The organism is Edaphocola aurantiacus (assembly GCF_019797745.1).
Taxonomy (GTDB): Bacteria; Bacteroidota; Bacteroidia; order Chitinophagales; family Chitinophagaceae; genus Edaphocola; species Edaphocola aurantiacus.
This window is the reverse complement of sequence record NZ_VOSI01000002.1, coordinates 749816-771684: the sequence shown is the minus strand read 5'-3', so window position 1 is coordinate 771684 and position 21869 is coordinate 749816. Positions and strand designations below refer to the sequence as shown.

At 42.0% G+C, this 21869-nt stretch carries 23 protein-coding genes; 6 read left to right on the top strand and 17 right to left on the bottom strand.

Annotated elements, in window-relative coordinates; translation table 11 throughout:
* The 13 genes from FTD44_RS07825 to FTD44_RS07765 form a co-directional block, all read right to left on the bottom strand.
* Entirely contained in the window at window positions 1-867 is an 867-nt protein-coding gene (locus FTD44_RS07825) for a hypothetical protein (RefSeq protein WP_222165932.1), read from the bottom strand.
* Window positions 868-872: 5 nt separating this feature from the next.
* Window positions 873-1526 carry a hypothetical protein gene (locus tag FTD44_RS07820; protein ID WP_222165931.1) on the bottom strand — a complete coding sequence of 218 codons (654 nt, stop codon included), beginning with the start codon at window positions 1524-1526 and terminating at the stop codon, window positions 873-875.
* Window positions 1527-1542: 16 nt separating this feature from the next.
* Window positions 1543-1953 carry a hypothetical protein gene (locus tag FTD44_RS07815; RefSeq protein WP_222165930.1) on the bottom strand — a complete coding sequence of 137 codons (411 nt, stop codon included), beginning with the start codon at window positions 1951-1953 and terminating at the stop codon, window positions 1543-1545.
* Window positions 1954-1959: 6 nt separating this feature from the next.
* Window positions 1960-2643 carry a conjugal transfer protein TraI gene (locus FTD44_RS07810; RefSeq protein ID WP_222165929.1) on the bottom strand — a complete coding sequence of 228 codons (684 nt, stop codon included), beginning with the start codon at window positions 2641-2643 and terminating at the stop codon, window positions 1960-1962.
* A gap of 13 nt (window positions 2644-2656) precedes the next feature.
* Window positions 2657-5185, bottom strand: a complete 2529-nt coding sequence (locus tag FTD44_RS07805) for a TraG family conjugative transposon ATPase (RefSeq protein WP_222165928.1) — start codon at window positions 5183-5185, stop codon at window positions 2657-2659.
* Window positions 5127-5519: a DUF4133 domain-containing protein gene (locus FTD44_RS07800; protein WP_222165927.1), complete on the bottom strand. Its 393-nt coding sequence runs from the start codon at window positions 5517-5519 to the stop codon at window positions 5127-5129. Before FTD44_RS07800 ends, FTD44_RS07805 begins: the two co-directional genes overlap by 59 nt.
* Before the next feature lie 3 nt (window positions 5520-5522).
* Complete coding sequence (locus FTD44_RS07795) at window positions 5523-6320, bottom strand: hypothetical protein (RefSeq protein ID WP_222165926.1); 798 nt, start codon at window positions 6318-6320, stop codon at window positions 5523-5525.
* Between the two features lie 10 nt (window positions 6321-6330).
* Window positions 6331-6702, bottom strand: coding sequence for a hypothetical protein (locus FTD44_RS07790; RefSeq protein WP_222165925.1), 372 nt, complete (start codon window positions 6700-6702; stop codon window positions 6331-6333).
* A 20-nt stretch (window positions 6703-6722) separates the two neighbouring features.
* Window positions 6723-7034 (bottom strand): DUF4134 domain-containing protein, encoded by a 312-nt coding sequence (locus tag FTD44_RS07785; RefSeq protein ID WP_449505913.1) that lies wholly within the window; start codon window positions 7032-7034, stop codon window positions 6723-6725.
* 38 nt (window positions 7035-7072) lie between these two features.
* A complete protein-coding gene (locus tag FTD44_RS07780; protein WP_222165924.1) occupies window positions 7073-7498 on the bottom strand; it encodes a hypothetical protein in 426 nt (141 codons plus the stop codon).
* Window positions 7499-7597: 99 nt separating this feature from the next.
* Window positions 7598-8446, bottom strand: coding sequence for an RteC domain-containing protein (locus tag FTD44_RS07775; RefSeq protein WP_222165923.1), 849 nt, complete (start codon window positions 8444-8446; stop codon window positions 7598-7600).
* A 40-nt stretch (window positions 8447-8486) separates the two neighbouring features.
* Window positions 8487-9515 (bottom strand): hypothetical protein, encoded by a 1029-nt coding sequence (locus FTD44_RS07770; RefSeq protein WP_222165922.1) that lies wholly within the window; start codon window positions 9513-9515, stop codon window positions 8487-8489.
* Between the two features lie 17 nt (window positions 9516-9532).
* Window positions 9533-9883 carry a hypothetical protein gene (locus FTD44_RS07765; RefSeq protein WP_222165921.1) on the bottom strand — a complete coding sequence of 117 codons (351 nt, stop codon included), beginning with the start codon at window positions 9881-9883 and terminating at the stop codon, window positions 9533-9535.
* Between the two features lie 529 nt (window positions 9884-10412).
* On the opposite strand from FTD44_RS07765, the gene FTD44_RS07760 reads away from it, so the two are divergent.
* The 6 genes from FTD44_RS07760 (at window position 10413) to FTD44_RS07735 (ending at window position 15639) form a co-directional block, all read left to right on the top strand.
* Window positions 10413-11051: a hypothetical protein gene (locus FTD44_RS07760; protein ID WP_222165920.1), complete on the top strand. Its 639-nt coding sequence runs from the start codon at window positions 10413-10415 to the stop codon at window positions 11049-11051.
* A gap of 34 nt (window positions 11052-11085) precedes the next feature.
* Window positions 11086-12213, top strand: coding sequence for a restriction endonuclease (locus tag FTD44_RS07755; protein ID WP_222165919.1), 1128 nt, complete (start codon window positions 11086-11088; stop codon window positions 12211-12213).
* A complete protein-coding gene (locus tag FTD44_RS07750) occupies window positions 12203-13258 on the top strand; it encodes a hypothetical protein (protein WP_222165918.1) in 1056 nt (351 codons plus the stop codon). Before FTD44_RS07755 ends, FTD44_RS07750 begins: the two co-directional genes overlap by 11 nt.
* A gap of 118 nt (window positions 13259-13376) precedes the next feature.
* Window positions 13377-14090, top strand: a complete 714-nt coding sequence (locus tag FTD44_RS07745) for a hypothetical protein (protein ID WP_222165917.1) — start codon at window positions 13377-13379, stop codon at window positions 14088-14090.
* Between the two features lie 418 nt (window positions 14091-14508).
* A complete protein-coding gene (locus FTD44_RS07740; protein ID WP_222165916.1) occupies window positions 14509-14808 on the top strand; it encodes a hypothetical protein in 300 nt (99 codons plus the stop codon).
* Window positions 14809-14811: 3 nt separating this feature from the next.
* Window positions 14812-15639 carry an SOS response-associated peptidase gene (locus tag FTD44_RS07735; RefSeq protein ID WP_222165915.1) on the top strand — a complete coding sequence of 276 codons (828 nt, stop codon included), beginning with the start codon at window positions 14812-14814 and terminating at the stop codon, window positions 15637-15639.
* Between the two features lie 55 nt (window positions 15640-15694).
* Here FTD44_RS07735 and FTD44_RS07730 read toward each other — a convergent pair whose 3' ends face one another.
* From FTD44_RS07730 to dinB, 4 genes are all read right to left on the bottom strand, one after another.
* Window positions 15695-16546 (bottom strand): DUF4365 domain-containing protein, encoded by an 852-nt coding sequence (locus tag FTD44_RS07730; RefSeq protein ID WP_222165914.1) that lies wholly within the window; start codon window positions 16544-16546, stop codon window positions 15695-15697.
* A gap of 39 nt (window positions 16547-16585) precedes the next feature.
* Window positions 16586-17689, bottom strand: a complete 1104-nt coding sequence (locus FTD44_RS07725) for a hypothetical protein (protein WP_222165913.1) — start codon at window positions 17687-17689, stop codon at window positions 16586-16588.
* A gap of 83 nt (window positions 17690-17772) precedes the next feature.
* Window positions 17773-20712: a DNA polymerase III subunit alpha gene (gene dnaE, locus FTD44_RS07720; protein WP_222165912.1), complete on the bottom strand. Its 2940-nt coding sequence runs from the start codon at window positions 20710-20712 to the stop codon at window positions 17773-17775.
* Window positions 20690-21868: a DNA polymerase IV gene (gene dinB, locus FTD44_RS07715; RefSeq protein WP_222165911.1), complete on the bottom strand. Its 1179-nt coding sequence runs from the start codon at window positions 21866-21868 to the stop codon at window positions 20690-20692. The genes dnaE and dinB overlap by 23 nt, the downstream gene beginning before the upstream one ends.
* Window position 21869: the final 1 nt, after the last annotated feature.

Genomic DNA, 21869 nt, shown 5'->3' with positions numbered 1-21869 from the left:
CTAAGTATGACAGGTGCCCGAGCACTCTCCCCATTCTACCTTTTGGGACTGGTCAAATTGTACCTCGCTCAGGGGGATGCAGGACCGGTGCAGGTAAACCGGGTTATGCACGCCTTGTCGGGTACTGTTCCGTATGGCCTCATCCACGCTTACCGCATCAGCAAAATCCTCCGGTGCCTGCGCTTTGCGCATCGCCCAGGTATGATCTGACTGGTAAGGGCAAAACACACAGCTTGACTTCGGAGGCACGGGAAGTCCTTTTTGATGGTACCATTTTATCACTGCCGCCCTGTCCATCGGTACCGTCCAGGGGATACGCTCCACATTCCCATAACTGTCCACCTTCATTCCCAGAAATGGGTATACATTTACCTTCCACCGTTCTCTTGGAATACTCATCCGTTCGGCTTCATCCAGGGTAATACCAATACAAACATTGGTCACAGGCCGCCTCGCCCCTTTAGGAAGCCCATAAATCTCATCCCGGATATAATTATCAACCGATTTGATCTTATAATCCCCTGTACATTGCCTTTTGAGCATGCCTACCTTGCCATTCTCATTTTTCGTAAATGCTGGTATAGACGCAAACCTGCTGCCCTGACCTGAGTACAACAGATCATGATACAGGTTCTTTTCTGTGCAAACGGCGATTTTAATACCCTTGTTCTGCTGCTGCCAGTTCTGTAAATAATTCAGATAATCATAAGTTGCCCTACTTTCTCTCCCGGTATCAGAAAAGATTGCAACCGTTGCCTTTGGCATCTCGTTCATGCTGGCCATATAATACAGGGCCGTACTCTGGATACCCAATCCAAGTGAAATTACTGTTACCATACCCACCATCTCTTTCTTCACGTGTTCCATAATTTTCAGCGATCCTTTTGCTGAATTTTCTTTAATAATTCCACTTCTTTTAGTTCCTGCTGCCTGCCTGTGGAAAGTGATGCAAGCACCCGCACTGTGCGCTTATGTTGCTGGTAAAGGCTGATGGTTGCATTATAAATTCCGTCAATTCTTCTGATCCGTTCATCATCTCCCATCTCTACCTTTCCATCATTAAGCACCATTTCCAGTTCGCTAAGTAGTCCATTGCAATCTTTTGCCATTCCATCAAAGAGGCCCTTGATCGCAATACGCTCGCCAGAGGTAAACAGATCACCCAATCCTACCTGCTTCCAATACGCAATGCGCATTTGGTCCATCTCCTTTTGCATACGCAGTATAGCATCCACCTTTCCGTTTTTAAGCAGCGCCGGATTTACCGATTTCAGACTCAGGAAATAACGCTGATGCAAGTCAAACTCTCCCCCGGTAATACTGCCGATCAGACCGGAGCCTTCCTTAACGATGCCATAGCCACTACCCAGGTATTTCTTATAGGCCTGTAGCGCCGCTATCTGCTCCAGCAGGTATTTCTTCTGGGTTTTCTTCTGCTTAAAAAGCTCGCCATAGGTCTGTGCTGATACCGACAGGCTCAGCAGGTTTACTACTCCCAATGCTATCCATTTTCCACCTTTCATCATCGTCTTCTTTACAGTCCTACATTCTGTATTTGCCTTTCATATTCCATTCCCAGGGCTTTGGCTTTTTAAATAATCCTTCTAGGCTCATGCTCCCCGGTATGTCCTGGCCTGTAGCGCAGGGAAAAGTACGGGACGGATAGCCAGGCTTCCCTACAGTAAGTTCCTTAATCTTAAAACCCTTATCAGGCTCATAGTCCAAAGCGAAACGGCAGGTAATCTGATCATTGTAAGGGGCCATTGTTTCCAGTTCCAGCGATACGATACCAGAGCACTGCTGGCCCAAAAACTGCTCGAGGCATTCCGTTATTTCACCGCTACATTGCCGCCTGCCGATTGCCCTTAGAGTAAAGCGTCTGCGGTATCCCTTTTGGTTCAGTAACATCCTGAGCTTGTCTGCCAATAAATTTCCCCGTTTTTCTTGTTTCATAGTACCTTATTTTAAACCGTAGATTTCCTTTAAGTGATCGGCCTCTTTCTGATCAGCTGACCGGGAAATACTTAGGCGAAAATTGCGGTCGCTGAACTTCCTAAGGTCAATAAGGGTAGTTTCCATATCCTTGTCTACCTGGGCAATAAGCTCCATACGCTTCCCGTCGCTCATTTGTGTACGGAAAGAATTGATCACCAGTATGAGCTGATCGAGGTTCCGCATACTTTCTTCCAGCATTCCAGAATATACTTTGTACATATACTCCAGCTCCTTTGGCTCAAAATGCTTATCCTTTTGCAATAGCGACCATGCCCTTCTGTATTCTTCAATAATCTGAAGTTGTCTCTGCGTTACAGTCTTTACCTTTTTATAAGTTGCCAGGGCGTTCTTTACCCGCCAGAGCTCCTTGAAATAGGCATCATACTGTTGCCGCTGTTTTTCTGTCCACTGCGATATCTCGCCAAGTTTTAGTTTGGACATCTTGTTCTCCAGTTCTTTTTGAGCATTCTGCAACCATATCGTCTTGTTCTGCATGCGCTGAATCTTCAGGTCAACAGCCTTAATTACCTTGGTAACAGCCGCTTTTATGATTTCATAAATACCAATCGCATGGGACTGCTTCGCTGGTGCGCAAACCATTACTACAATCAGCAGCAGCGCCAGCATTGTTCTTGCTTGTTTTTTCATAACCTCTATACCCTTATTTTTTCTTCTGATCGGCCACCAGTGCCGCGATTCCTTTCTGGATACTGCCATATTTTTTGGCGTACTGTTCTACCAATACCTTTTCACTCTGTTCCGTAGTAAAGGCATAATATTCATAAGGAGATGGCTCGTAACGGTACACTTTCATCTGAGTCCCACCCAGATCAATAAATACTTCCCTATAGCGATAGGCCGGGTCATTTGATTTATTGATCGACAATACCAGATCCCTCCCCTTATCGGTCATGCCCAGCACTTTCTGTATGGCTTCAAAATTGTTCTGGTACTTTTTCATGTCCAGTATAATCTTACAATCCGCACTATTGATGATCGCATCCTTTACAATCTCATTACCGATAATATCATCCAGCTCCTGGGTCACCGTGACCGCTTCGCCAAAATGCTTGCGCACCGTTTTATACAGGTATTTCATAAATTCAGCCATGCCACCTTTGCTGATGGCTTTCCAGGCTTCTTCAATCACAATTACCTTCCGGATACCTTTTAGCTTACGCATCTTTGAGATAAATAACTCCATTGTAATCAGGGTCACGATCCCAAAAAGGATAGGATGATCCTTAATATTGTCCAGCTCTATGACCACAAATGGCTGGTGCAGCAGATCCAGGTTCTCGGTCGCATTGAGCAAAAAATCAAACTCCCCGTTCCGGTAAAATGGCCTGAGCACATAAAGGAAATTATGCATATCGAAATCCTTATCCTTGACATGATCTGCTTCTAGCTCTTTTACAAATTCAGTCTGCAGGAATTCATAAAAGCTGTTAAAGCAGGGAAATATCTCCGGATGGCTACCCAGGTATATGTAATAGGATTGCAGGGCATTGGATATCGCTACGTATTCACTTCGCCTGAAGGACTCATCTGCCTGTTTCCATAATGCCACCAGTAAAGTCTTGATGCTTTCCTTCTTTTCGGTATCCAGAATGTCGCCCGGTGGCAGGTAAAAAGGATTGAACCGGATCGGGTCATCTTCCCTATAGGTAAAATAGTATCCCCCCAACAGCTCGCAGAGACCAGAGTAGCTATGGCCTACGTCTACAATCACACAATGGGCCTGCTGCTGGACATTGGTGTGCAGGATATGATTCATCAGAAGGCTCTTACCAGATCCCGATCCGCCAACCACGAGTTTATTCCTGTTACTGACAATACCTTTGGACATCGGTTCAAAACTGAGGTCTACCAATACAGGAGTACCCGTAAGGCGGTCTCCAAAGCGGATACCATAAGGACTGTTGGAACTCCGGTATGCCGTTTCCATATTCAAAAAGCAGGTCGCCTGTTCGGCAAAGGTGTCAAAGCAATCATTTTCCGGCAGTTCGCCTTCATTGCCGGCCAGCCCCGCCCACCAGATCTGTGGGGCACCGCTGGTTTCCAGGTGTGGGGTAACATCCATCTTTGCCAGTGCAGATGCTGCCTGGTTACGCAGTTCCTTAATACCTTCCCGGTCATCTGTCCAGCAAAGCAGGTTAAAATGTGCTTTAATAAGCGTGCGTCCCTGACCGATAGCTTCATTTAAATACTCCTGTATGGCTTCTTTACCTATCGCATTTTCCCTGCTGTACAAAGCCAATGACTGCATCCGTTTTCTCTTGGCCTCCAGTCGTTTTAAGGTATTGGTCGTATCGGCTATCACCATATATTGGTTGTAGATATGATTTACCGGTAATAACTGCGCTACCGGTGTGGCAAAACCAACCGCAAACTTTGTTTTGTCGGTAGAATACTTACCATATTGTTTCTGAGGGCCACAGCTTGCCGGCATATTTTCCGTATCAGCCATCGTGTACAGCTGGCAATATTGCTCCCCTACCTTCCATTCCGGTTTAAAGGTGATATCCTTTAGTTCCGGTTTTTCTTCTTTGGATAGCAGAAACAGGTAGCGCTCCAGTAATCCGGGAACTGCATCCGTTCCAACCAGATCTTTTTCCAGTAATTGCTCCAGCGATAAGAATCCGCCATCAGAAAGGATACTGCGGAATTGTCCTACAATATCAAGGAGTTGTTGCAGTCCTTTGGCATCAATGCTTTCTTTGACCATGCTTTTTCTCAGCAGCGAGGATACCGCAGACGTTGATGGCCGCCGGTCTTTAGCCTTCAGGGTAAGCATCAAAAAACTATCATGAGCCAGATATGGCCGTTCGTTAAAATGCAGTTCACTTGCCCTGTCCAGGAAATTACTATCCTCGCCAAAAGCAGAACGATAGTTTTGTTTGGTAAACCAGTCCTGCTGGTGCAGGATCGTTCCTGCCGGAAGGACCTTTATAGCCTTTAACCAGATCTGGTGCAGATTATCGTATTCACTGCCTGAAAGTGTAAAGATCTCCGGATGCTGCAGACGGAACGCAATCGTGACATCCCCTTTTTTAGAAAGAATACAATCCTGCTCAATCTTCCAGATGGGCAATAGTGTTTCCAGCTCACCGGCTCCCGATAAGGGCTCTTTACTTTGAAGCAGTACTGCAGCCAGCAGCAGCCCTGATAGTATTAATATTATGATCATCCTTTTTCACCTTTTCTATGCACAAACCATGTTTAAAGACGCTCCTGGAGCGACAAATAATAGCGGAGGGTACCTTTCTATGAGCAAGGGCTTTCATTAAGCCGAATGCTCCATACCTATTGCTCAACCGGTAAACAACCATAAACAACACAGATCCTGACAACACCACCATCGGCAGGCATAGGTATATGGGTACCCCCGCTATATAAGTTGACACGAACAGGACCAGCAACACGGCCAGTCCTACCGCAAGTATATATATGTACTGGGCTTTTAGCCCCCTGAATTCTATGGGCCGGTTCACCCCTTTATTGATCGTATATTTTGTTTCCATGCCCTATCTGCCCATTCCTTTACTCTTCCGGGGCTTCTTTACTACACCTGTCTTCTGCTCCAACTGTCGCCTGTTCTCTTCGATCAGCCTGGGAATTGGGCTCTGGTTCCAGTCCAGCTCCATGGCTTCCATATTAAAGCGGACAGGGAATTTGCCTATCCTTTCAGGATGATCTTCCCAGCCCATGTATCGTAAGTGTATAAATGGATCCAACACGCGTTCATGAGGCACCCTGATCAGCACAGCTCCCTTGGGAATATCCAGGATCTGACCCTCATCATAGGCAATTAGGGCCATTGATTTCTTATCGAGCATACCGTAATAGAAGGTATTGGTAGGGTCTTTTCTGAACTGCTCCAAACGTATAGGATTAAACCATAGATTCTTTGGTTCCAGCTGACCTAAGCGAACGTTGACAAAATAAAGTTGCCCCAGTATTTTCATGGTGGGCAGTGCACCTAACTTCCGGTTGTTATACCAGACAGGGTCCATTTTTAATTCATGGTCATAAACAGGTAGATCTCTAACCTTCATATTATATTTTGCGGCCATACCCTCGGGATCCAGCCGTACCATCGGCGGAATTTTAGCCGTCACCAGACCTCTGCCTCCAACACCATATAAATCAGCTATGCCTGTTTTCATATTGATATCGATTTCATAATGGGTTCCCTTATCGATCATATCACCAAACTCGATAAAGTGCGCCGGATCATGTACACTCCTGAGCAGCCCAAGGTCCACATCCACATAAAAAGGTAACTTTCCCTCGATTTTGTAAATCGGTAATGTCTTTTTCATAACCAAGTGTTTAGTGCTTTCCTTTAATCGTTAAGGGTCTGATTTCTGCCGTAATCTCCTCCGGGATATGGGCTGTTCCTTCGGGACACAGAATTTCCAGGGGTATATCATAGTGACGGGCAATGCCTTCGGGGTCCAGCTCCATAAGCGCAGGCAGCAGTACCCAGCAATATCTTTCAGGACTTGCCAATACCTCTTTTTTACTTTTCGCCACATTCCTGGTTTCCATATCATAAAGCAGGCGGTAACCGTCTCCCTCCGGTTCAAAAAGCTGGAAGGCAATCCGGTTATTCGGCTGATCCTTTTGGCGCAGCACCTCTTTAAATGCGTCCACTTCAAATAGGGTTCCTTTAATATTTACCCTGGTCAGTTTCCTTCCCATAAATCAATTATTTATTTTGTCTATACACCGAAGAACCCTTGCAGGATGGTGGCTACAACCACCAGAAATATACAGGCCCCAAACCAGCTGGAAGCAACTTTGGAGGTATCCGGTTCCCCGTTACTCCATTTACTGTATACCTTTATGGCCCCTACAAGACCTATCACCGCACCGATCGCATAGACCAGGTTGATCGCTATGTTAAAGTATTCCTTTACCTTATTTGTCGCGTTGGTGATCCCCGCTGATCCATTCTGGCCATAAACCATCGTCGTAATGATCATCAGTGCAATCACAATGGCACCATATTTTACTATACTTTTCCTCTTCACAATGCCCTCCTCTTTCCAGGTATACTTTTGATTAATTCTTATGATAAATTGCCCCAGGTACGCTCCAATTCTAACTCTGTAAGGTCTACTCCGCATTGCTCTTCTGCTTCCCGGATGATATGATTGCTCAGGGCTGCTTTAAATGCCGGACGTTCCAGTCCCTCGAATCCGGTCAGCACCCGTCCAATTTCAGCAAGGAGTGCTTGCTTATCGGCCTGGCTGCCCGCATCCTTAAATATGGTATTGATCTGCTGAACCTTTTGCTGCAAGGTTTCAATTCCTGGGCCAGCCACCACGTTATCCTCTCCCGTCTTGCTACTCCCAGCCATTCGCTTCCGGTTCAGTTTCCTGATCAGTATCGGGAGATCTCCGCGGAAATACAGCACGCCGATCACCAGGTAATAGAGCAGCAATAAAATGATCACCGCTGTCCAATAGGTACTCCATGTAATTTGCTCTAACATTGTTCTTTTGTTTTATTGTTCTTTTATTGATAGCAAAATTCAGTCTGGCGGCACTTCGTTTTTGATACCGTAGCAGTGCCTACTAAAAATTCTTTTTTTTCAGGTAGCAAAACGCGGAAACTCATCGGACTCATCCATCCTGCGGATGGTCTGCTCTACCAACCCATTTAAAAATGGGGTACGGTCCTTTTTCCGGATACGCATGCCCTGGAAATAACCATAGTAATTGGCTACCTTATCCACCCCGAAGCAATACTGGAAGTACTCCATTACCTCCTTTACATTCGTTTTACCGTTATTAAATACACCATAACTTTCCAGAGCATAGACCAGCTCAATAAGCTGGGCCTTCGAGCCGGTCCATACCAGCCCAGCTTTCTGATCTTCCTTTTCCGGTATCTTCGAGGCCAGAACATAATTAACCTGTATCCAGCTGGTGAGCTCTGTTAGGGCCAGCAAGCGGGAAAGCTTATGGCTTGCAACGGTCGTAAAACGGCCATCCAGATCCGAAGAATCCTCATCCAACAGCTGATGACCAGAAGCCTGGCGAAGGAAAAGTTCGGTATCAGCATAAGTGCTACCCTTACGCCGGTAAGTATCCAGCCAGCGATAACGGCCGTATTCCGCTTCTATTTCTTTAAGTTTTTGCTCACCGTAACGCTTTAGGCTCCGGCCATCACCGAGCGGTTTATGGGATTCTATATAGATAAGCTCAGACCAGAAGATGAGCTCTTTATGAAAGGAAGGCTTTACCTCTTTGAAAAATTCAATTTCGTCTTCAATGGTGCCAAAGTCACCCGCGGAAATATAGTCCTTCAGCTCAGTTAGGTGTGTTGTGGCAATACCTATACAACGCCCGGCCTTTTCAAGCGTGGTCTCCGGCCCGGCCGTTGCCTGCCGCAAAGCCTGCTGCATTCGCTCGTACAGCGATTGGATATTGATATTCATAAGCCGTCATTAAAAGCGTAAGAGAATTAAAAACAGAGGTTTATTCGTTGATATAGCGTTCCACCGGTCTGCCCCGAAATAGTGCCTTAAAATGAAAATTAAAATGCTCTGGCATCACCTCGGTATGCATGGGCGCTGCTGACCATTTCAGGGTCTTTTCCAGCACATTGGTATTATCTGCACTCAGGATGGCATTTTCATGAAATGGTACCGGAAATATCCCTGGTGTGATAATCCTTCCTTCTGTGCAGGCCTCCATAAAGACTTTATCCATTCGGATATTGGACATCCAGCCACCAAAGCGGGTATCTTTCCAGATCTTTACCCGGATACCGATAGAGGAATAAAACACGTATCCCACCCGCCAGCGGTGATAGTCAATACGGATTCTTCTGCCATTATCCCTAGGCAGTTCGGCACCGGAGTCGTCATGATAGACCGCCCCACCCTTTTGTCCCCACCAGGGAATCATAAATGAGTCGGGAAAGCGGCACAGCTCCCAGGTTGATGGATCGTCGATCTTTATAGGATCATCTGCCCATTTAGGAAAAGGCAGCATGTTCATCGTAGTCTGATAGATCGCTACTCCTTTTATCTTTTGGGGTGGGGTCTTACCTGATAGCAGTTCCTTGGCCGAAGCCATAGGTACTGCATAGGCTATACCTTGTTCCTTACCCGGTTCAAACTGATAAAGGGTATCGGCAATCCGAATCCTGCCTTCTGCGCTGAGCACGGTCCTAAAATATGGGTCAGGGATATTGGCCTGTGACCAGATACTGCCTGATTGATCTTCCAGACCTTGAATGGAGTCCTGGAGCAAACGCATCGACCGATAGCCAGGATACCTTTTTTCAAAGAGTTCAGGGCTTTCTTTATCTCCCTGCATCTGTTCCATCGCACGGTTAAAGGTCTGCATGCTGGCAAAAGCCAGGTAATCCTGTTCTTTTACAATAGCAGAAGGCAGTGGATTGCTTTCTTCGGGATTTTCCTTTGCCGGAAATACATCCTGGCGGCAGCCTGCCAGCACAGTAATGGCCAGCAGCATTGCTGTTTTGATTTTTTTGTTCATAAAATTATGGGTTTTAATTAACTGAAGCGGGGCATGGATATCCAGGTCTGTTCCAGATCTGCTTTGGTGATCACAAGCCCGCAGATACTTTTTGAATGGGAGATGATATAACCATCAAGGGCATTTTGGTAGGCAGGATGACTTAAGCCGCCAAAGCTGACCACGATATCCTTAACTCCTTCCAGAAGTTCTTCGGTTGTGGTATCCTTTCCTGCCTTTTCCAAAACCTCCCTGCGTATCCTTGTAACCAGGTACTCCAGCTGGTCCAGGTATTGCGCTGCAGTTTCTTCCTGTGGCTCGCTACTTCTCCTGATTGCAATACTGAATTCTGTATCCTGAAGATGATTTTCCAGCGCGTCACAAAACATGTTGATTAGCACTATAAAAAGGCAAAGCAGAAGTGCAAGTAATATGATCGTTAGAAATTCCGTTTTTTGTATATCCTGTATCATTGTTTCAAAGTGTTTAGTCCGATATTGTTGTTTGTTTACGATACAAAAATGCTATTGCCAATTTGCATGGATTGACACCGAAATAGTTAGCAGTAAAAGCGCATTACAGAAGGATACAATAGCCTAAAGCATAAATTTTGTATTCAGTGATGAATAAAAACTGAACTTTTATACTTTTTACGATTTATTAAATGATATGGGAATGGTATCAGGATAGTTATAACTATTTGAGGAATTCTAGTATTTAAAACCGCAAAACCCCATAGAATTTTTAAACTTTTTTTTTCTTTTAACCCGGGAACAACGATTTATTTTGCACTTTCTTAAAACCATCTTTTGAATTCCATACCAAAAAATACATTGAAAATGCATTGCCTGTCGGCCACATTTCAATTTAACTGTTAACTTTATAGGGAATTATTACACCTTATTTTAATACCCTATCATGAACACAACAGAAGAGATATACCTTATTGGCGCTATGCTTGAACATGCTGCACCAGATGGACAACTTGACCTGAATAATCCTGATGTCTGGAAAAAACTATTCTTAAATGAAAACACCAAGATTCATGAAGATTACTTTTTAGAATTGGCTGAACAAAATTTCATCTACTATGAGGAAATTGGAGAAGATGGCTTTAAACCTATCATTATGTGTTCTGTTGATGAAAAGACTAGAGTCTATTATAAAAAACTGCTTAATGATCTGCATGAATTTCAGCTTAAAAATGCCACTGAAATTGATCGTTTGAATGACCGTATAAAAGATATACTCACGTTTAATCCAAAAAGGTTATCTAATGAGATAAAGGCCACAGAACAAAAGATACAAGGCACCAAAAAGCTTATAGCGTCTGACCCTACCTTAACATCGCTATCTCCCCAACTTGCTCAGATTGAGGCACATTTTTCTAGTATTAGTAAAGTGGCAGATAATTATGAGGACATTTATAAAAACATTATCCTTCCGGTAAAAGAAGAAGGAAAAGCAGGAGTCCGCCAAACTGTAAAATGGGCTATTATCGGTATAGCCATTTCTTCGATAGTATCAATAATAATTACCTTATTGACAGCTAAGTAATTAATTTTAAACAATAGAATTAATTATCAATTTTATGCAAGCAAAAGTACAATTAAATAAACCAGCCAATTGGCAAGATTTTGAGACCCTATGTAAAAAGCTATGGGGTGAAATCTGGCAGTGCCGGGAGATTAAGCAAAACGGTAGAAGTGGCCAGGCACAACATGGGGTGGATGTGTACGGTAAACCAAATGGGGAAACACAGTATTATGGTATACAGTGTAAAGGCAAGGATAGCTATACCCATGCCCAATTGACAAATGCCGAAATTGATACCGAAATAGAAAAAGCCAAAGATTTCAAGCCTCAAATTAAGAAACTATATTTTGCCACAACTGCAAATAAGGATACCAAAATCGAAGAGTATATTAGATTAAAAGATTTAGAAAACCAGCAACTGGGATTATTTGAAGTACACCTTTTTTCCTGGGAAGATATTGTGGATCTGATTTTGGAACATAAAGACACCTACAACTTTTATGTAAAGTCTATAGGGTTTAAGGTTAATCTGAATACCGAATTAACCTTTTTAGGTGATAAAAATACCATGGATGTTTTATGCGAACGGCAAAAGCATATTACTAAATACAGGCACAAGCCAGGGCCTGAGCGAACATTTATCAAAAATCCGGCAATTCAAAAAGCGTTTAAATTTTCCAATTTGATATCCAAAACATTAGGCGCTCAAATGGACCATAACCTGATCAATAAAAGCTATATATACTTTGGGTTGTTCTTAAAAAACACTGGTAATGAACCTATTCATAATTATAAAGTTGAAATGGAAATAATTGGTAACACCTCTAAAATTGAATTGGGCAAAATCTACAAACGTCAACCTTTAAATTTTGATCTACTTTCTTTTAAAATAAGAAAAATTTCAGACACTCACTGGCAAATTGTTCCCGGAAATACAGTACTCGTCCCCCAGGACTATGCAAAGTTTGAAACCTTTGCGCTAAAACCAATTGATGATAAAGGACAACTTGAAATAAAGTGGAGATTGCTTTCTGCTGAAAAAACAGAATCGGGATCCTTATTCATCAATTATGATACGACCTATTACTGGCAGCTTAAAGAAATTATCATCGACCCTGAACAGCCAGAATATAATGATCCACCCCAATTTACTGATTATTTTGAACATGAATATGAGCACTAGAAATATACACCTTACAAACCCACTGGCAATGGCCCGGGTATTTAAACAACTGAATCATCAACATACAAATATTGCTTTCCTGGAGCACACGGACTTTGAAATACGGTATAACGTAATCAATAGCCCTGATCAGGAATATAAAGAACCCGAAGGTTTTCCATACTGCTGCACGGTTCACGAGCGGATTGTTGAAGATGTACAACAGCATATCTCCATATTTCCTAAATGTTGTGCACAGCATGCAAAACTGGAGGGCCAGGCATGGTTTGATAAATTAAATTATATGGGCTTACCCCTTCATACCGCCAAAGCAGTTCATTTTACAGAATATCAGATTTTGAATAAAGTAAATGTTGATGACTGGTATGAAGAAATAACTCAGTTTATAGAATACTGCATTTATTCTTTCGGACAGTTTCCGGCAGGGTTTGGGCCACCATTAGGCCTGGAAGACTATCTGGTATTCTCAAAATGGATTATTAAAAATAATTCGGGAAAAGTTCAGTATCCTAAGGATAGAATGACAACAATACTTAACTATCTTGAAGGTTATTCTGAACCAAATACTGAAGTAAAACAGGCAGATTTAAATATTCTCATAAACCAATATGAAAAATGGTTAAAGCTATTTCCATTTGACATTCCTTACTTTTCTCCACTAAAAAACCAATTCTCAGGTATTTATCCCATTTTAAACGGTGAATCAAGTTTCAATAAGTTTCTAGGAACGCAAAAAAGTAGCTTAATCACCTATTCAAAGCTAATTGATGTGCTGGTTACAATCACAAAAAAAATTCTTTCCTCTTATAGTGCATATCAACTGTTCCAAGAGGGAAAGTTGACTGATTTGGAACAAAAGCAATTAGACCTTGCTGGCAGTTTAAGAAGACTACAACTCGATCAAATGCGGGAAGAAATTAGTAGTGATCAAAAAAAGTATATTAAGGTTATCAAAAGGTGGTTAAAAGATGAGCAGTCTTACCTATCTGAAATTGCTCCAATTCTTGCAAGAAGCCAACAATATACAGCATTTTTAAAGGAATAAATATATATTCAATCAGTAAATCAAATTGAAAAACTCAAATTAATCATATTTAATAATACCCATTAATATGAATTATAAATTTTGGTTATTATATTTATCTCAGCCAAAATCTTATATTATGAGAACCATATCTACAATTATCTTTCTGCTAGCAAGCATTTGTAGTTCATTTGCTCAGAAAAACCATGAAATCCTGATGTCCAAATCTGAATTTGAAGCAGCCAGGAAACTTTACATCATCAGTACAGAACAAATAATTAAAGACACTGTAAATCAAACAGCGCTGCTTAAGTTCAAAGTACTCGATTATGCGGATAATAAAATTAAATATTATGAAGCGGGCCTTGACCAATACGGTTTTGTTTCCCAATCGAGACACCAATGGTTATTGGGTTCTTTGAAATCTGTTTCTTTCTTAACGGTTCCATTCAAGATCAGAAAAAGAAATGATGACGGTAGGGTCACCGCCCAAGCTGATTTGAAAAATATTGGGGTATATCTGCCATTTTATGTTTACGAAAAGACCAGATATTGGTTAAACAATACTACAAGCAAACACAAGTTCGCACTGGGGCTACTTATTTCCCCAATGGCCGAAACATTAAACGACAAAAATACAGGGGGCTATTTCAATAACACAGACAAATCTTACACAGCGGTAATGCTATCAACGTCTTTTGCTGCGACTTATACTTATAAGTCCTTAACCTTTGCCCTTGTCCCTATTGGGTTTGACTGGGGATTGGATGATGCAGGAAAAAAATGGGATAATAATGGCAAATATTGGGCAGGTTTTGGGATTGGAATAGATACCAAATTTTTTGGTTTCTAAACAATTTCTCGTTATTAAATATTTGTCTACCAAATATAATCTTTGTGGTGATCTATTTAAAAATAGATCACCACATTTTTTTTTTAAAAAACCATATAGGGCTAAAATTGTTATGGTAAGACTGGGGCATTTCGTATGGATTACTTACAACTTCAAGCACTTCAAAAAAAGGGATATAAGGTATTGTACCGTGACCGGAAAAAGGATTATTTCGTCCCATTAAAGCAATCCTATTCATCCTTGCTCGATAAAATGCACCAAACGCCACTTTGGGAAGATGAACTTATAGATATACATGTAGCCCTGGAAAATTATAATGACTACCAGGAGTATTTATTTTTGCTCAGGGTGGTCTATTTTAATCCTAGGGAAGCATGATTGTTTTGACGTACGGAAATACTGTTGTAAAGCCCGCGAATTGATAACCAAAGATGAACAAAATAATATTTTTCGTAATTTTAATAGAGGAATTTTAATGAGCAATTTATTTCGCTTAGAGGATTTTGAATGGCGGGATGAAGGGATTAGGTTACACATTAGGGAGGCAGAAGTTGGTTCAGACAGGGTGTTCTATATTTCGTTTAGCGATAAAAGGAAACCTCTCGTGCTTACCCGAATGAAAAGCTATGCCGGGATGATTTGGACGAGTATACCGCCGGGGCGAAAAGAAACAGAAGGTATTGGAGCGATTATAGAAGCTCATTTTAAAGGAGAATAGTTTATGTGTTATTATAACGGACAAAAAGTTAGCCGTGCGGAATTTATCCGCCTTATGGATCTGGAAAAAGCGGTCGTAAACTATGACTTCCTGGATAAGGACATCCATGATGGTTTCAGTTATGGCAATATTGCAGTGATCAAACCCACTGCCGATAAATGTAACTTCGATATTGTCCAGATGGAATGGGGCTTTATTCCACCATATACTAAAAACAGGGATGCCGTGGGTAAGATGCGGTTTGGCTACAAAGATGGTACTGGGAAATGGCATCAACCGTACACTACCTTAAATGCAAAAGGTGAAGAACTGCTATATGTAGACCCAAGTACAGGAAAGGAGAAAATGTTTCGGAAAGCTGCTTTGGAAAGACGCTGCCTTATCCTATCTTCTGAGTTCTATGAATGGCAACATATTTATCCTACTAATAAACGGACAGGAGAACCGCTAAAAACGGCTAAAAAGTATCCATACCATATTGGATTAAAGGATAAAGAGTATTTCTTTATTGCTGCGATCTGGCAGAACTGGACGGACAAGGATACCGGAGAAACGGTAGACACTGTTGCTCTGGTAACTACAGAAGCCAACTCATTAATGAGACAGATCCATAATTCCAAAAACAGGATGCCCACCATGCTCCCTGATGAACTGGCCTGGGAATGGATAATGGGCGATCTTTCAGAAGAGCGTATTACTGAACTCGCTACCTACCAGATCAGCGCAAAAGAAATGGAAGCTTATACGATAGAAAAGGACTTTAAAACAACTGGAACTCCCGGTAAAGCATTTGTTTACGCAGAAGTTCCGGAATTAGTTTATGATGTATAATACTATTCTTTTTTAATGGATTATGCTTATTGGATTGGATTTAAATTACAATTTTCTAATAGACAGTATCACTATCATTTTCCGCAGTAAGATTTTCAATAAATTTTATCGAAAATGTACTTGATGCTAAAAGGTCCAAATTGTGATATTCTGGAAAATCTTCCATATCATTTGGTTTTTTTAAACCTCTTTCAATTTCATTTATATATTCCCTTAATTCTACAATTGAGTTTTCATCAATGCAGCAATAATTATATTTGAATAAGGTATGTAAGTTACAGATACGGCTTAACTTTTTCCTTATATGTGCAAAGTATTGGGGATCCAATGTTGAGTTGATGATACAATTAGAAAAAAAGATCTTTAATTCATCCCAAATCTCAAAGAAGTCAGCAAGTTCTTCCAAATATTTTATTCTAGCAGCAATCTGTTCTATCTTACTAAATCTAGATAATGTATTACCAGCAGGAATCTTTATTGAAAATGAATCTTGATCTACATTTCTCCAATTGGGTCGGTCAAAATCTAAAACATCGGCTATATATCTCTGTAGCCAGATAAATGCAATTCGCTCATGTCCTTTTGCCGTGCATACCCTTAATAAAATAAATGGAGTCGCAAATTTCTCAATATACAGTAGCGCTTTTTTTTCAATTTGATATGTGATTGTCTCATTCTTAATCTCCAAAGGAGTTTCAGTTCCTTTTACTTGGAAGTAACAGATATGTCCAGTGCCTGAATAATTTTGATGGCCTTGACTATTTTCCCCATCCTCTGTAAATATTTCTAACATTAGATCTATTCCGTAATCTCGCTCAGTCAATTCCCTGATTACGCAGTGCTCTGGAATATTATTTAAAACTTGTTTAACCGCTTTTGTATCTATTATATGCTGAAAAGTTCTCATTTTTTCTTTCTTTAGAATTTAAAATTACTTCTACTATACTCAGTCAAAGTTAGCTGTTTCTATTCCATGCAAATTATGTTCTAACATTCCAAAAATTGTTGACGAATAGGGCTGTATATAGCCTTTTATTAATTCAATTCCTGAAATATCTGGATTTACATTAGATTGTATTGATGGCTGGTGGGCGAGCCTATCAGATACCGTAACAAACTGCCTTATTTGGAGCGGAAGTACTTGGGTGGATCGAAATGCTGCAAGTAATTGTGAGCAATGTCCTTCTTCCTTATTAAATGTCCGTACTGGAATTACTACATTGTAAAAGTATCCATCATGATTATCTTCTTTTCTGTTAATATGGGTTGAGGAATATTTGATGCCGTATATAAAACTCTTATTTACCCATTGTAAAAGAAGTTGTGGAATGATATACTCCGGCTTAAAGGAATCTAAAGGATTTTTGACTTTAAAGGAACATGCTGCTATTAGAGGCCATACCATTACTTTATAAAGCAAACTCCAACTGTAAGAGAAGTTATTCTCCAAATGATCATTCTTTGAAAAAATATCGGACGTTAAATCTAAAAGATTCAACGAATTGTTATTTACAATTCTAGCCGCTTGGATTTCGCTAATTCCTGGACGCTTAAGTTCTTCCCAAGCAACATAAATAGAATTGGATAAATATAAGGATGGTAACCCTGGGATACTGTACCGCTGAGTATTTACCTTCGTCCTCAATTCAAATGGAATATGAAACATTTCTTCTTTGGATAGTGCATAATTAGAATTAATTGGACGAATTCTGAATAAACTGGAATTTGCAGGTAGCTCACTTTTTTTATCTAGAAAGTTAGAGAGATGGGATTTTTCCAGTGCTTCTTTTAATGTGATATATGCTCCACTAGGATTACCTTCATAATAAACATCCACAGCCTTAAGAATTCCATCTCTTAAAATCCTATTATTTTTTTTAAAATAGTCCTCATGGAATGTTTTATCATTCATTCCGTCACACAAATTATCTGAACTATCAAGTATTTCACCGAATAATTTAATACGGCTATTTATCTCTTCACGAAACGGCCGTGTATATTGTATTGGTAAATCCGTTATTGGATGCCTTATAATTTCTAAAAAAGTCATAATGTAGTTGTTGAAACTAAAGATATATGGATTTTTCTTCGTTTTAAATATAATCTCTATTATGTGCTTAATTTTTTAAAAAATCAAACGCTTCTCGGATCAGCCTTTAATGGCATTTTCCCACACCTGGAAACCTCTATTGCCGGACAGCCGAATTCCTCCACAACCTTTCCTTCAATCAGGTAAAGGCCCCAATCCCTTAGCGGATAAGCTTCCAAAGAAGGTGGAAAATGCACCGTATCGAAAAAATCTCCGTCTTCATCAAAGAACGTCCCAAATTTCATATAAGTTCCATGTTTGGTTTTTACCGTTTTATCCGTCACAAAGTCACCCACAATCCGTATAGTTCTTCCTAGAAATTTTAATAAATCCTTCGCTTTGCATTCTCCCCGATACTCAGACCTGGCCAAGTCAAAAGAGCTACCGGACACGACAAAGCCGATCAGCTCAATTTCATCATAATAGTCTTCAAGGATAGAATGCTCCAGTTTAGGCAGTACCGGCTTGCGACTCATCGATTCAAATAGCACCATCCCCTTGGACTGCTCCTTTTTGTCCGTGCTGAGCAGTAAATGGGCCTCCCACAGCAGTTCCTTTTTACCTATGCCCAGGAAACGGAAGGCACCAACTCGTATCAGGATAATGAGCTGTTCCAGGCTGGCCCCTGTCCGTATCACAAAATTTTCCAGACCTGTATAATCGCCATTACGTTCCCGTTCCGGCGCAATCCCGTGCGCCAGTCCCTCTTTCATATTCAGCAACCGGTCAAACCCCAGGTAAATATCCTTTCCCTGAATGATTGCCTGGAAACCAGAGGTATTTACACATGGCAGACAAATAGTAGCCCCGGAAACTTTTGCCTCGTTGATATAAACTTTTGCATTATAAAAGCCCCCGTAATTATTGAGCACCGAAACCATAAATTCTAGCGGGTAGTATGTTTTTAAAAACAGACTCTGATAGCTTTCAACCGCAAAGCTGGCTGAATGCGCCTTATTGAAACTGTAGCCTGCAAAGCTCTCCATCTGCCGCCATATTTCCCGGCTCACCTCCTCTGGGTAGCCTTTGGCCTTACAATTGGCAAAATACTTATCATGGATCAGCACCAGGTGATCCTTGCTCCGGTATTTACCCGACATCATTCTACGCAGTACATCGGCATCAGCCATATCCAATCCCCCGTAGGCATTAGCTATTTTCATTACATCTTCCTGGTATACCATTACTCCATAGGTTTCCTCGAGCTGTTCTTTAAATACCGGGTGAGGATACTGCACGAGACTTGGATCATGATGCCGCTTGATAAATTCTGCCATCATTCCCGAACTGGCTACACCGGGACGAATAATAGATGAAGCCGCCACTAGGGTCAGGTAGTCATCACACTTTAACTTGGTAATCAGCTGGCGCATGGCCGGGCTTTCGATGTAAAAACAGCCTATGGTTTTTGCGTTGCGCAACTGCTCGGCAATCTTTGGATCTTTAAAAAACCGCTTGGGACTTTCCGTACTAATCACCTGGCCTGTGTTCTGCAGCACAATGTCCCTGCAGTCTTTAATATGGCCAAGACCTCGCTGGCTCAGGATATCGAATTTTTCAAATCCTATATCTTCGGCCACATACATATCGTACTGCACGGTGGGCAATCCCTTCGGCGGATAGTCCAGGGCAGAGTAGCAGGTTAAGGGCTGCTCGGAAATTAATACCCCTGAAGCATGGATAGTTCGCTGATTGGGAAAATCTTCAAGGCGGTTAAATACACTCAGGATCATATTGGCCACCTCATTTTTGTTCAGCATATTTGCCGGCTCATGCACCAAGCGGTCAATTTCGCCTTTGGGCAGGCCATAGATCTTGCCCAACTCCCGGAGGATGCTTCTTCCCTTGAACGTGCTCATTGCGCCCATCAATGCGGTATGCGGTCCTTTGTATTTGGTAAAAATATATTTATAGATATCATCCCTTTCGTTCCATGAGAAATCAATATCAAAATCCGGTGGTGATTGCCGCTTCGGATTTAGAAACCGTTCAAAGGGAAGATTTAACTCAATGGGGTCTACATCGGTTATGCCCAGGCAATAGGCAACCGCGGAGTTTGCGCCACTGCCCCGGCCCACATAATGGAAGTTCCGTCCCTTTGCGTAGCGACAAATATCATTGGTAATTAAAAAGTAGCTGGAGAAGTTCAAGTTCTCGATGATCTCCAGTTCTTTAGTAATCCGCTCTTGCGCTATTTTATCATGCTTTTGATATCGATTGATAAATCCGTCCCTGGTGTATAACAGCAGCAGCTCTTTATCGCTATACCGTGCACCGGTAAAGGTTTCCTTATTCTTGATCTTTTTAAAATCCATATCAAAGGAACACTGTCCCATCAATCGGTTTGTATTGGCAATAAGCTGCGGGAACTGCTGGTACAATTCCAGTAGTTTTACACGAGTTATAAATACTTCGTCCTTTGGCGCAACCTGGCTCTTTTCCAGCTGGGAATACAGGATATTATGGTCAATTGCCCGCAACTGGCAATGTAGCTTATAGTCCGCTGATTTATAACTCACAGGGGCCAATATGACATAGCGCTCATAATTGGTTTTGGGTTCCAGTACGATCAGATTACGTTCGGACGGCCGTAGGCCGATATACTCATAATCCCGAAGTTGGCTTACGGCTATACTACCAAATGGGTAGATGACAAATACATTGCGGAACTCGGGGGCGCGTTTCGGGATTGATAGCTCATGTTGGTTGGCATGGGTACGGTACTCGTTGATCTCGCGGAATCCTTCGGTATTTTTAGCAATGGCGATAAACCGAAGTTCATCACCCTGGCGCAGTTCCATACCGGCCAGCATATTTAGCCCTGCCTTCCGTCCCTTCTGGATGAAGTGAATGGATGCAGAACTATTATTAATATCGGTGAGTACGGCACTATCATGACCAGTGGCCATCATCCCAGCGATCAGGTCATCCAGGCTCATTGTACCATAGCGAAGGCTATAATTACTGTGCAAATTGAGTAGCATACTTCCCTCCTTTTCCTTCCAAACAAATGCCTTTCATAATATACTCCACCCCGAAGCGCTTGCGGATGTGATCCATCGCCTGCATCAGGTGGATTTCTTCCATCGTATCGTTAAAAATATCTACCTGGTAGTTCCCGGTAATCAGGTTGGAAAACTTTACCCCGATCAGACGGATGAGCATTCTCCGGCTGTAGAGTTTTTTAAAAAGCTCCATCACCTTAGCGGTAATCTGTTTATCCGAATTGGTATAGGATACTTTTACCTGCTGGGTATGGGTATCGAAATTGGAATAGCGGATCTTTAGTGTAATACATCCGGTGAGTTTGCCGTCCTTCCGTAATTCATAGGCCAGCTGATCCACCATAGAGACCAGGGTTTTCCTGAGCCGTTCCATATCCGTGGTATCAGCCTCAAAGGTTGTCTCCTTACTCATGGACTTTTGTTCCCGGAAGGGCACGACAGGGCTTTTATCTAGACCATTGGCCTTATTCCAGATAGACACCCCATTTTCACCGAGTACTTTACGCATGGTAAAGACTTCCATTTGCTGGAGCGTATAAATTTGTGAGATGCCCATATTACGGAGTGTCGTATATGACTTTTCCCCTACCATCGGTATTTTCTTAATAGATAGTGGTGCCAGAAATGACCGTTCTGCCCCGGTGTCCACTTTTTTCTCCCCGCAGGGCTTAGCCTCTCCTGTAGCAATTTTGGAAACGGTCTTGTTCACGGAGAGCCCAAAGCTGATTGGTAGCCCGGTTTCTTTAATGATCCGGCCTCGCAGTTCCTGCGTCCACTTCCAGCAGCCGAAAAAGCGGTCCATTCCAGAGATATCGAGGTAATGCTCGTCAATGCTCGCCTTTTCTACCAATGGAGCGACTTCTTCAATGATCTGGGTGACTATATTGGAATATTTGGAATACTGATCATAGTCTCCCCTGACCAGAACGGCTTCGGGACATAGCTGACGGGCCAGCCGCATGGGCATGGCAGAATATATGCCATACTTCCGGGCCTCGTATGAGCAGGAAGCCACCACTCCCCGGTCACTTGTACCCCCAATTAATACCGGTTTGCCCATCAACTCAGAATTGAGCAACCGTTCTACAGATACAAAAAATGTATCTAAATCACAGTGAACAATATGCCTATCCATA

What these genes read in the sequence shown, in the direction of transcription:
- FTD44_RS07730 (WP_222165914.1), bottom strand. Translation starts at nt 16,546, where the DNA reads ATGAGAACTTTTCAGCATATAATAGATACAAAAGCGGTTAAACAAGTT.
- FTD44_RS07725 (WP_222165913.1), bottom strand. Translation starts at nt 17,689, where the DNA reads ATGACTTTTTTAGAAATTATAAGGCATCCAATAACGGATTTACCAATA.
- FTD44_RS07745 (WP_222165917.1), top strand. Translation starts at nt 13,377, where the DNA reads ATGAGAACCATATCTACAATTATCTTTCTGCTAGCAAGCATTTGTAGT.
- FTD44_RS07790 (WP_222165925.1), bottom strand. Translation starts at nt 6,702, where the DNA reads ATGGGAAGGAAACTGACCAGGGTAAATATTAAAGGAACCCTATTTGAA.
- dnaE (WP_222165912.1), bottom strand. Translation starts at nt 20,712, where the DNA reads ATGCTACTCAATTTGCACAGTAATTATAGCCTTCGCTATGGTACAATG.
- FTD44_RS07825 (WP_222165932.1), bottom strand. Translation starts at nt 867, where the DNA reads ATGGAACACGTGAAGAAAGAGATGGTGGGTATGGTAACAGTAATTTCA.
- FTD44_RS07735 (WP_222165915.1), top strand. Translation starts at nt 14,812, where the DNA reads ATGTGTTATTATAACGGACAAAAAGTTAGCCGTGCGGAATTTATCCGC.
- FTD44_RS07810 (WP_222165929.1), bottom strand. Translation starts at nt 2,643, where the DNA reads ATGAAAAAACAAGCAAGAACAATGCTGGCGCTGCTGCTGATTGTAGTA.
- FTD44_RS07775 (WP_222165923.1), bottom strand. Translation starts at nt 8,446, where the DNA reads ATGAATATCAATATCCAATCGCTGTACGAGCGAATGCAGCAGGCTTTG.
- FTD44_RS07795 (WP_222165926.1), bottom strand. Translation starts at nt 6,320, where the DNA reads ATGAAAAAGACATTACCGATTTACAAAATCGAGGGAAAGTTACCTTTT.
- FTD44_RS07800 (WP_222165927.1), bottom strand. Translation starts at nt 5,519, where the DNA reads ATGGAAACAAAATATACGATCAATAAAGGGGTGAACCGGCCCATAGAA.
- FTD44_RS07755 (WP_222165919.1), top strand. Translation starts at nt 11,086, where the DNA reads ATGCAAGCAAAAGTACAATTAAATAAACCAGCCAATTGGCAAGATTTT.
- FTD44_RS07760 (WP_222165920.1), top strand. Translation starts at nt 10,413, where the DNA reads ATGAACACAACAGAAGAGATATACCTTATTGGCGCTATGCTTGAACAT.
- dinB (WP_222165911.1), bottom strand. Translation starts at nt 21,868, where the DNA reads ATGGATAGGCATATTGTTCACTGTGATTTAGATACATTTTTTGTATCT.
- FTD44_RS07780 (WP_222165924.1), bottom strand. Translation starts at nt 7,498, where the DNA reads ATGTTAGAGCAAATTACATGGAGTACCTATTGGACAGCGGTGATCATT.
- FTD44_RS07765 (WP_222165921.1), bottom strand. Translation starts at nt 9,883, where the DNA reads ATGTTTTGTGACGCGCTGGAAAATCATCTTCAGGATACAGAATTCAGT.
- FTD44_RS07805 (WP_222165928.1), bottom strand. Translation starts at nt 5,185, where the DNA reads ATGATCATAATATTAATACTATCAGGGCTGCTGCTGGCTGCAGTACTG.
- FTD44_RS07750 (WP_222165918.1), top strand. Translation starts at nt 12,203, where the DNA reads ATGAGCACTAGAAATATACACCTTACAAACCCACTGGCAATGGCCCGG.
- FTD44_RS07770 (WP_222165922.1), bottom strand. Translation starts at nt 9,515, where the DNA reads ATGAACAAAAAAATCAAAACAGCAATGCTGCTGGCCATTACTGTGCTG.
- FTD44_RS07820 (WP_222165931.1), bottom strand. Translation starts at nt 1,526, where the DNA reads ATGATGAAAGGTGGAAAATGGATAGCATTGGGAGTAGTAAACCTGCTG.
- FTD44_RS07815 (WP_222165930.1), bottom strand. Translation starts at nt 1,953, where the DNA reads ATGAAACAAGAAAAACGGGGAAATTTATTGGCAGACAAGCTCAGGATG.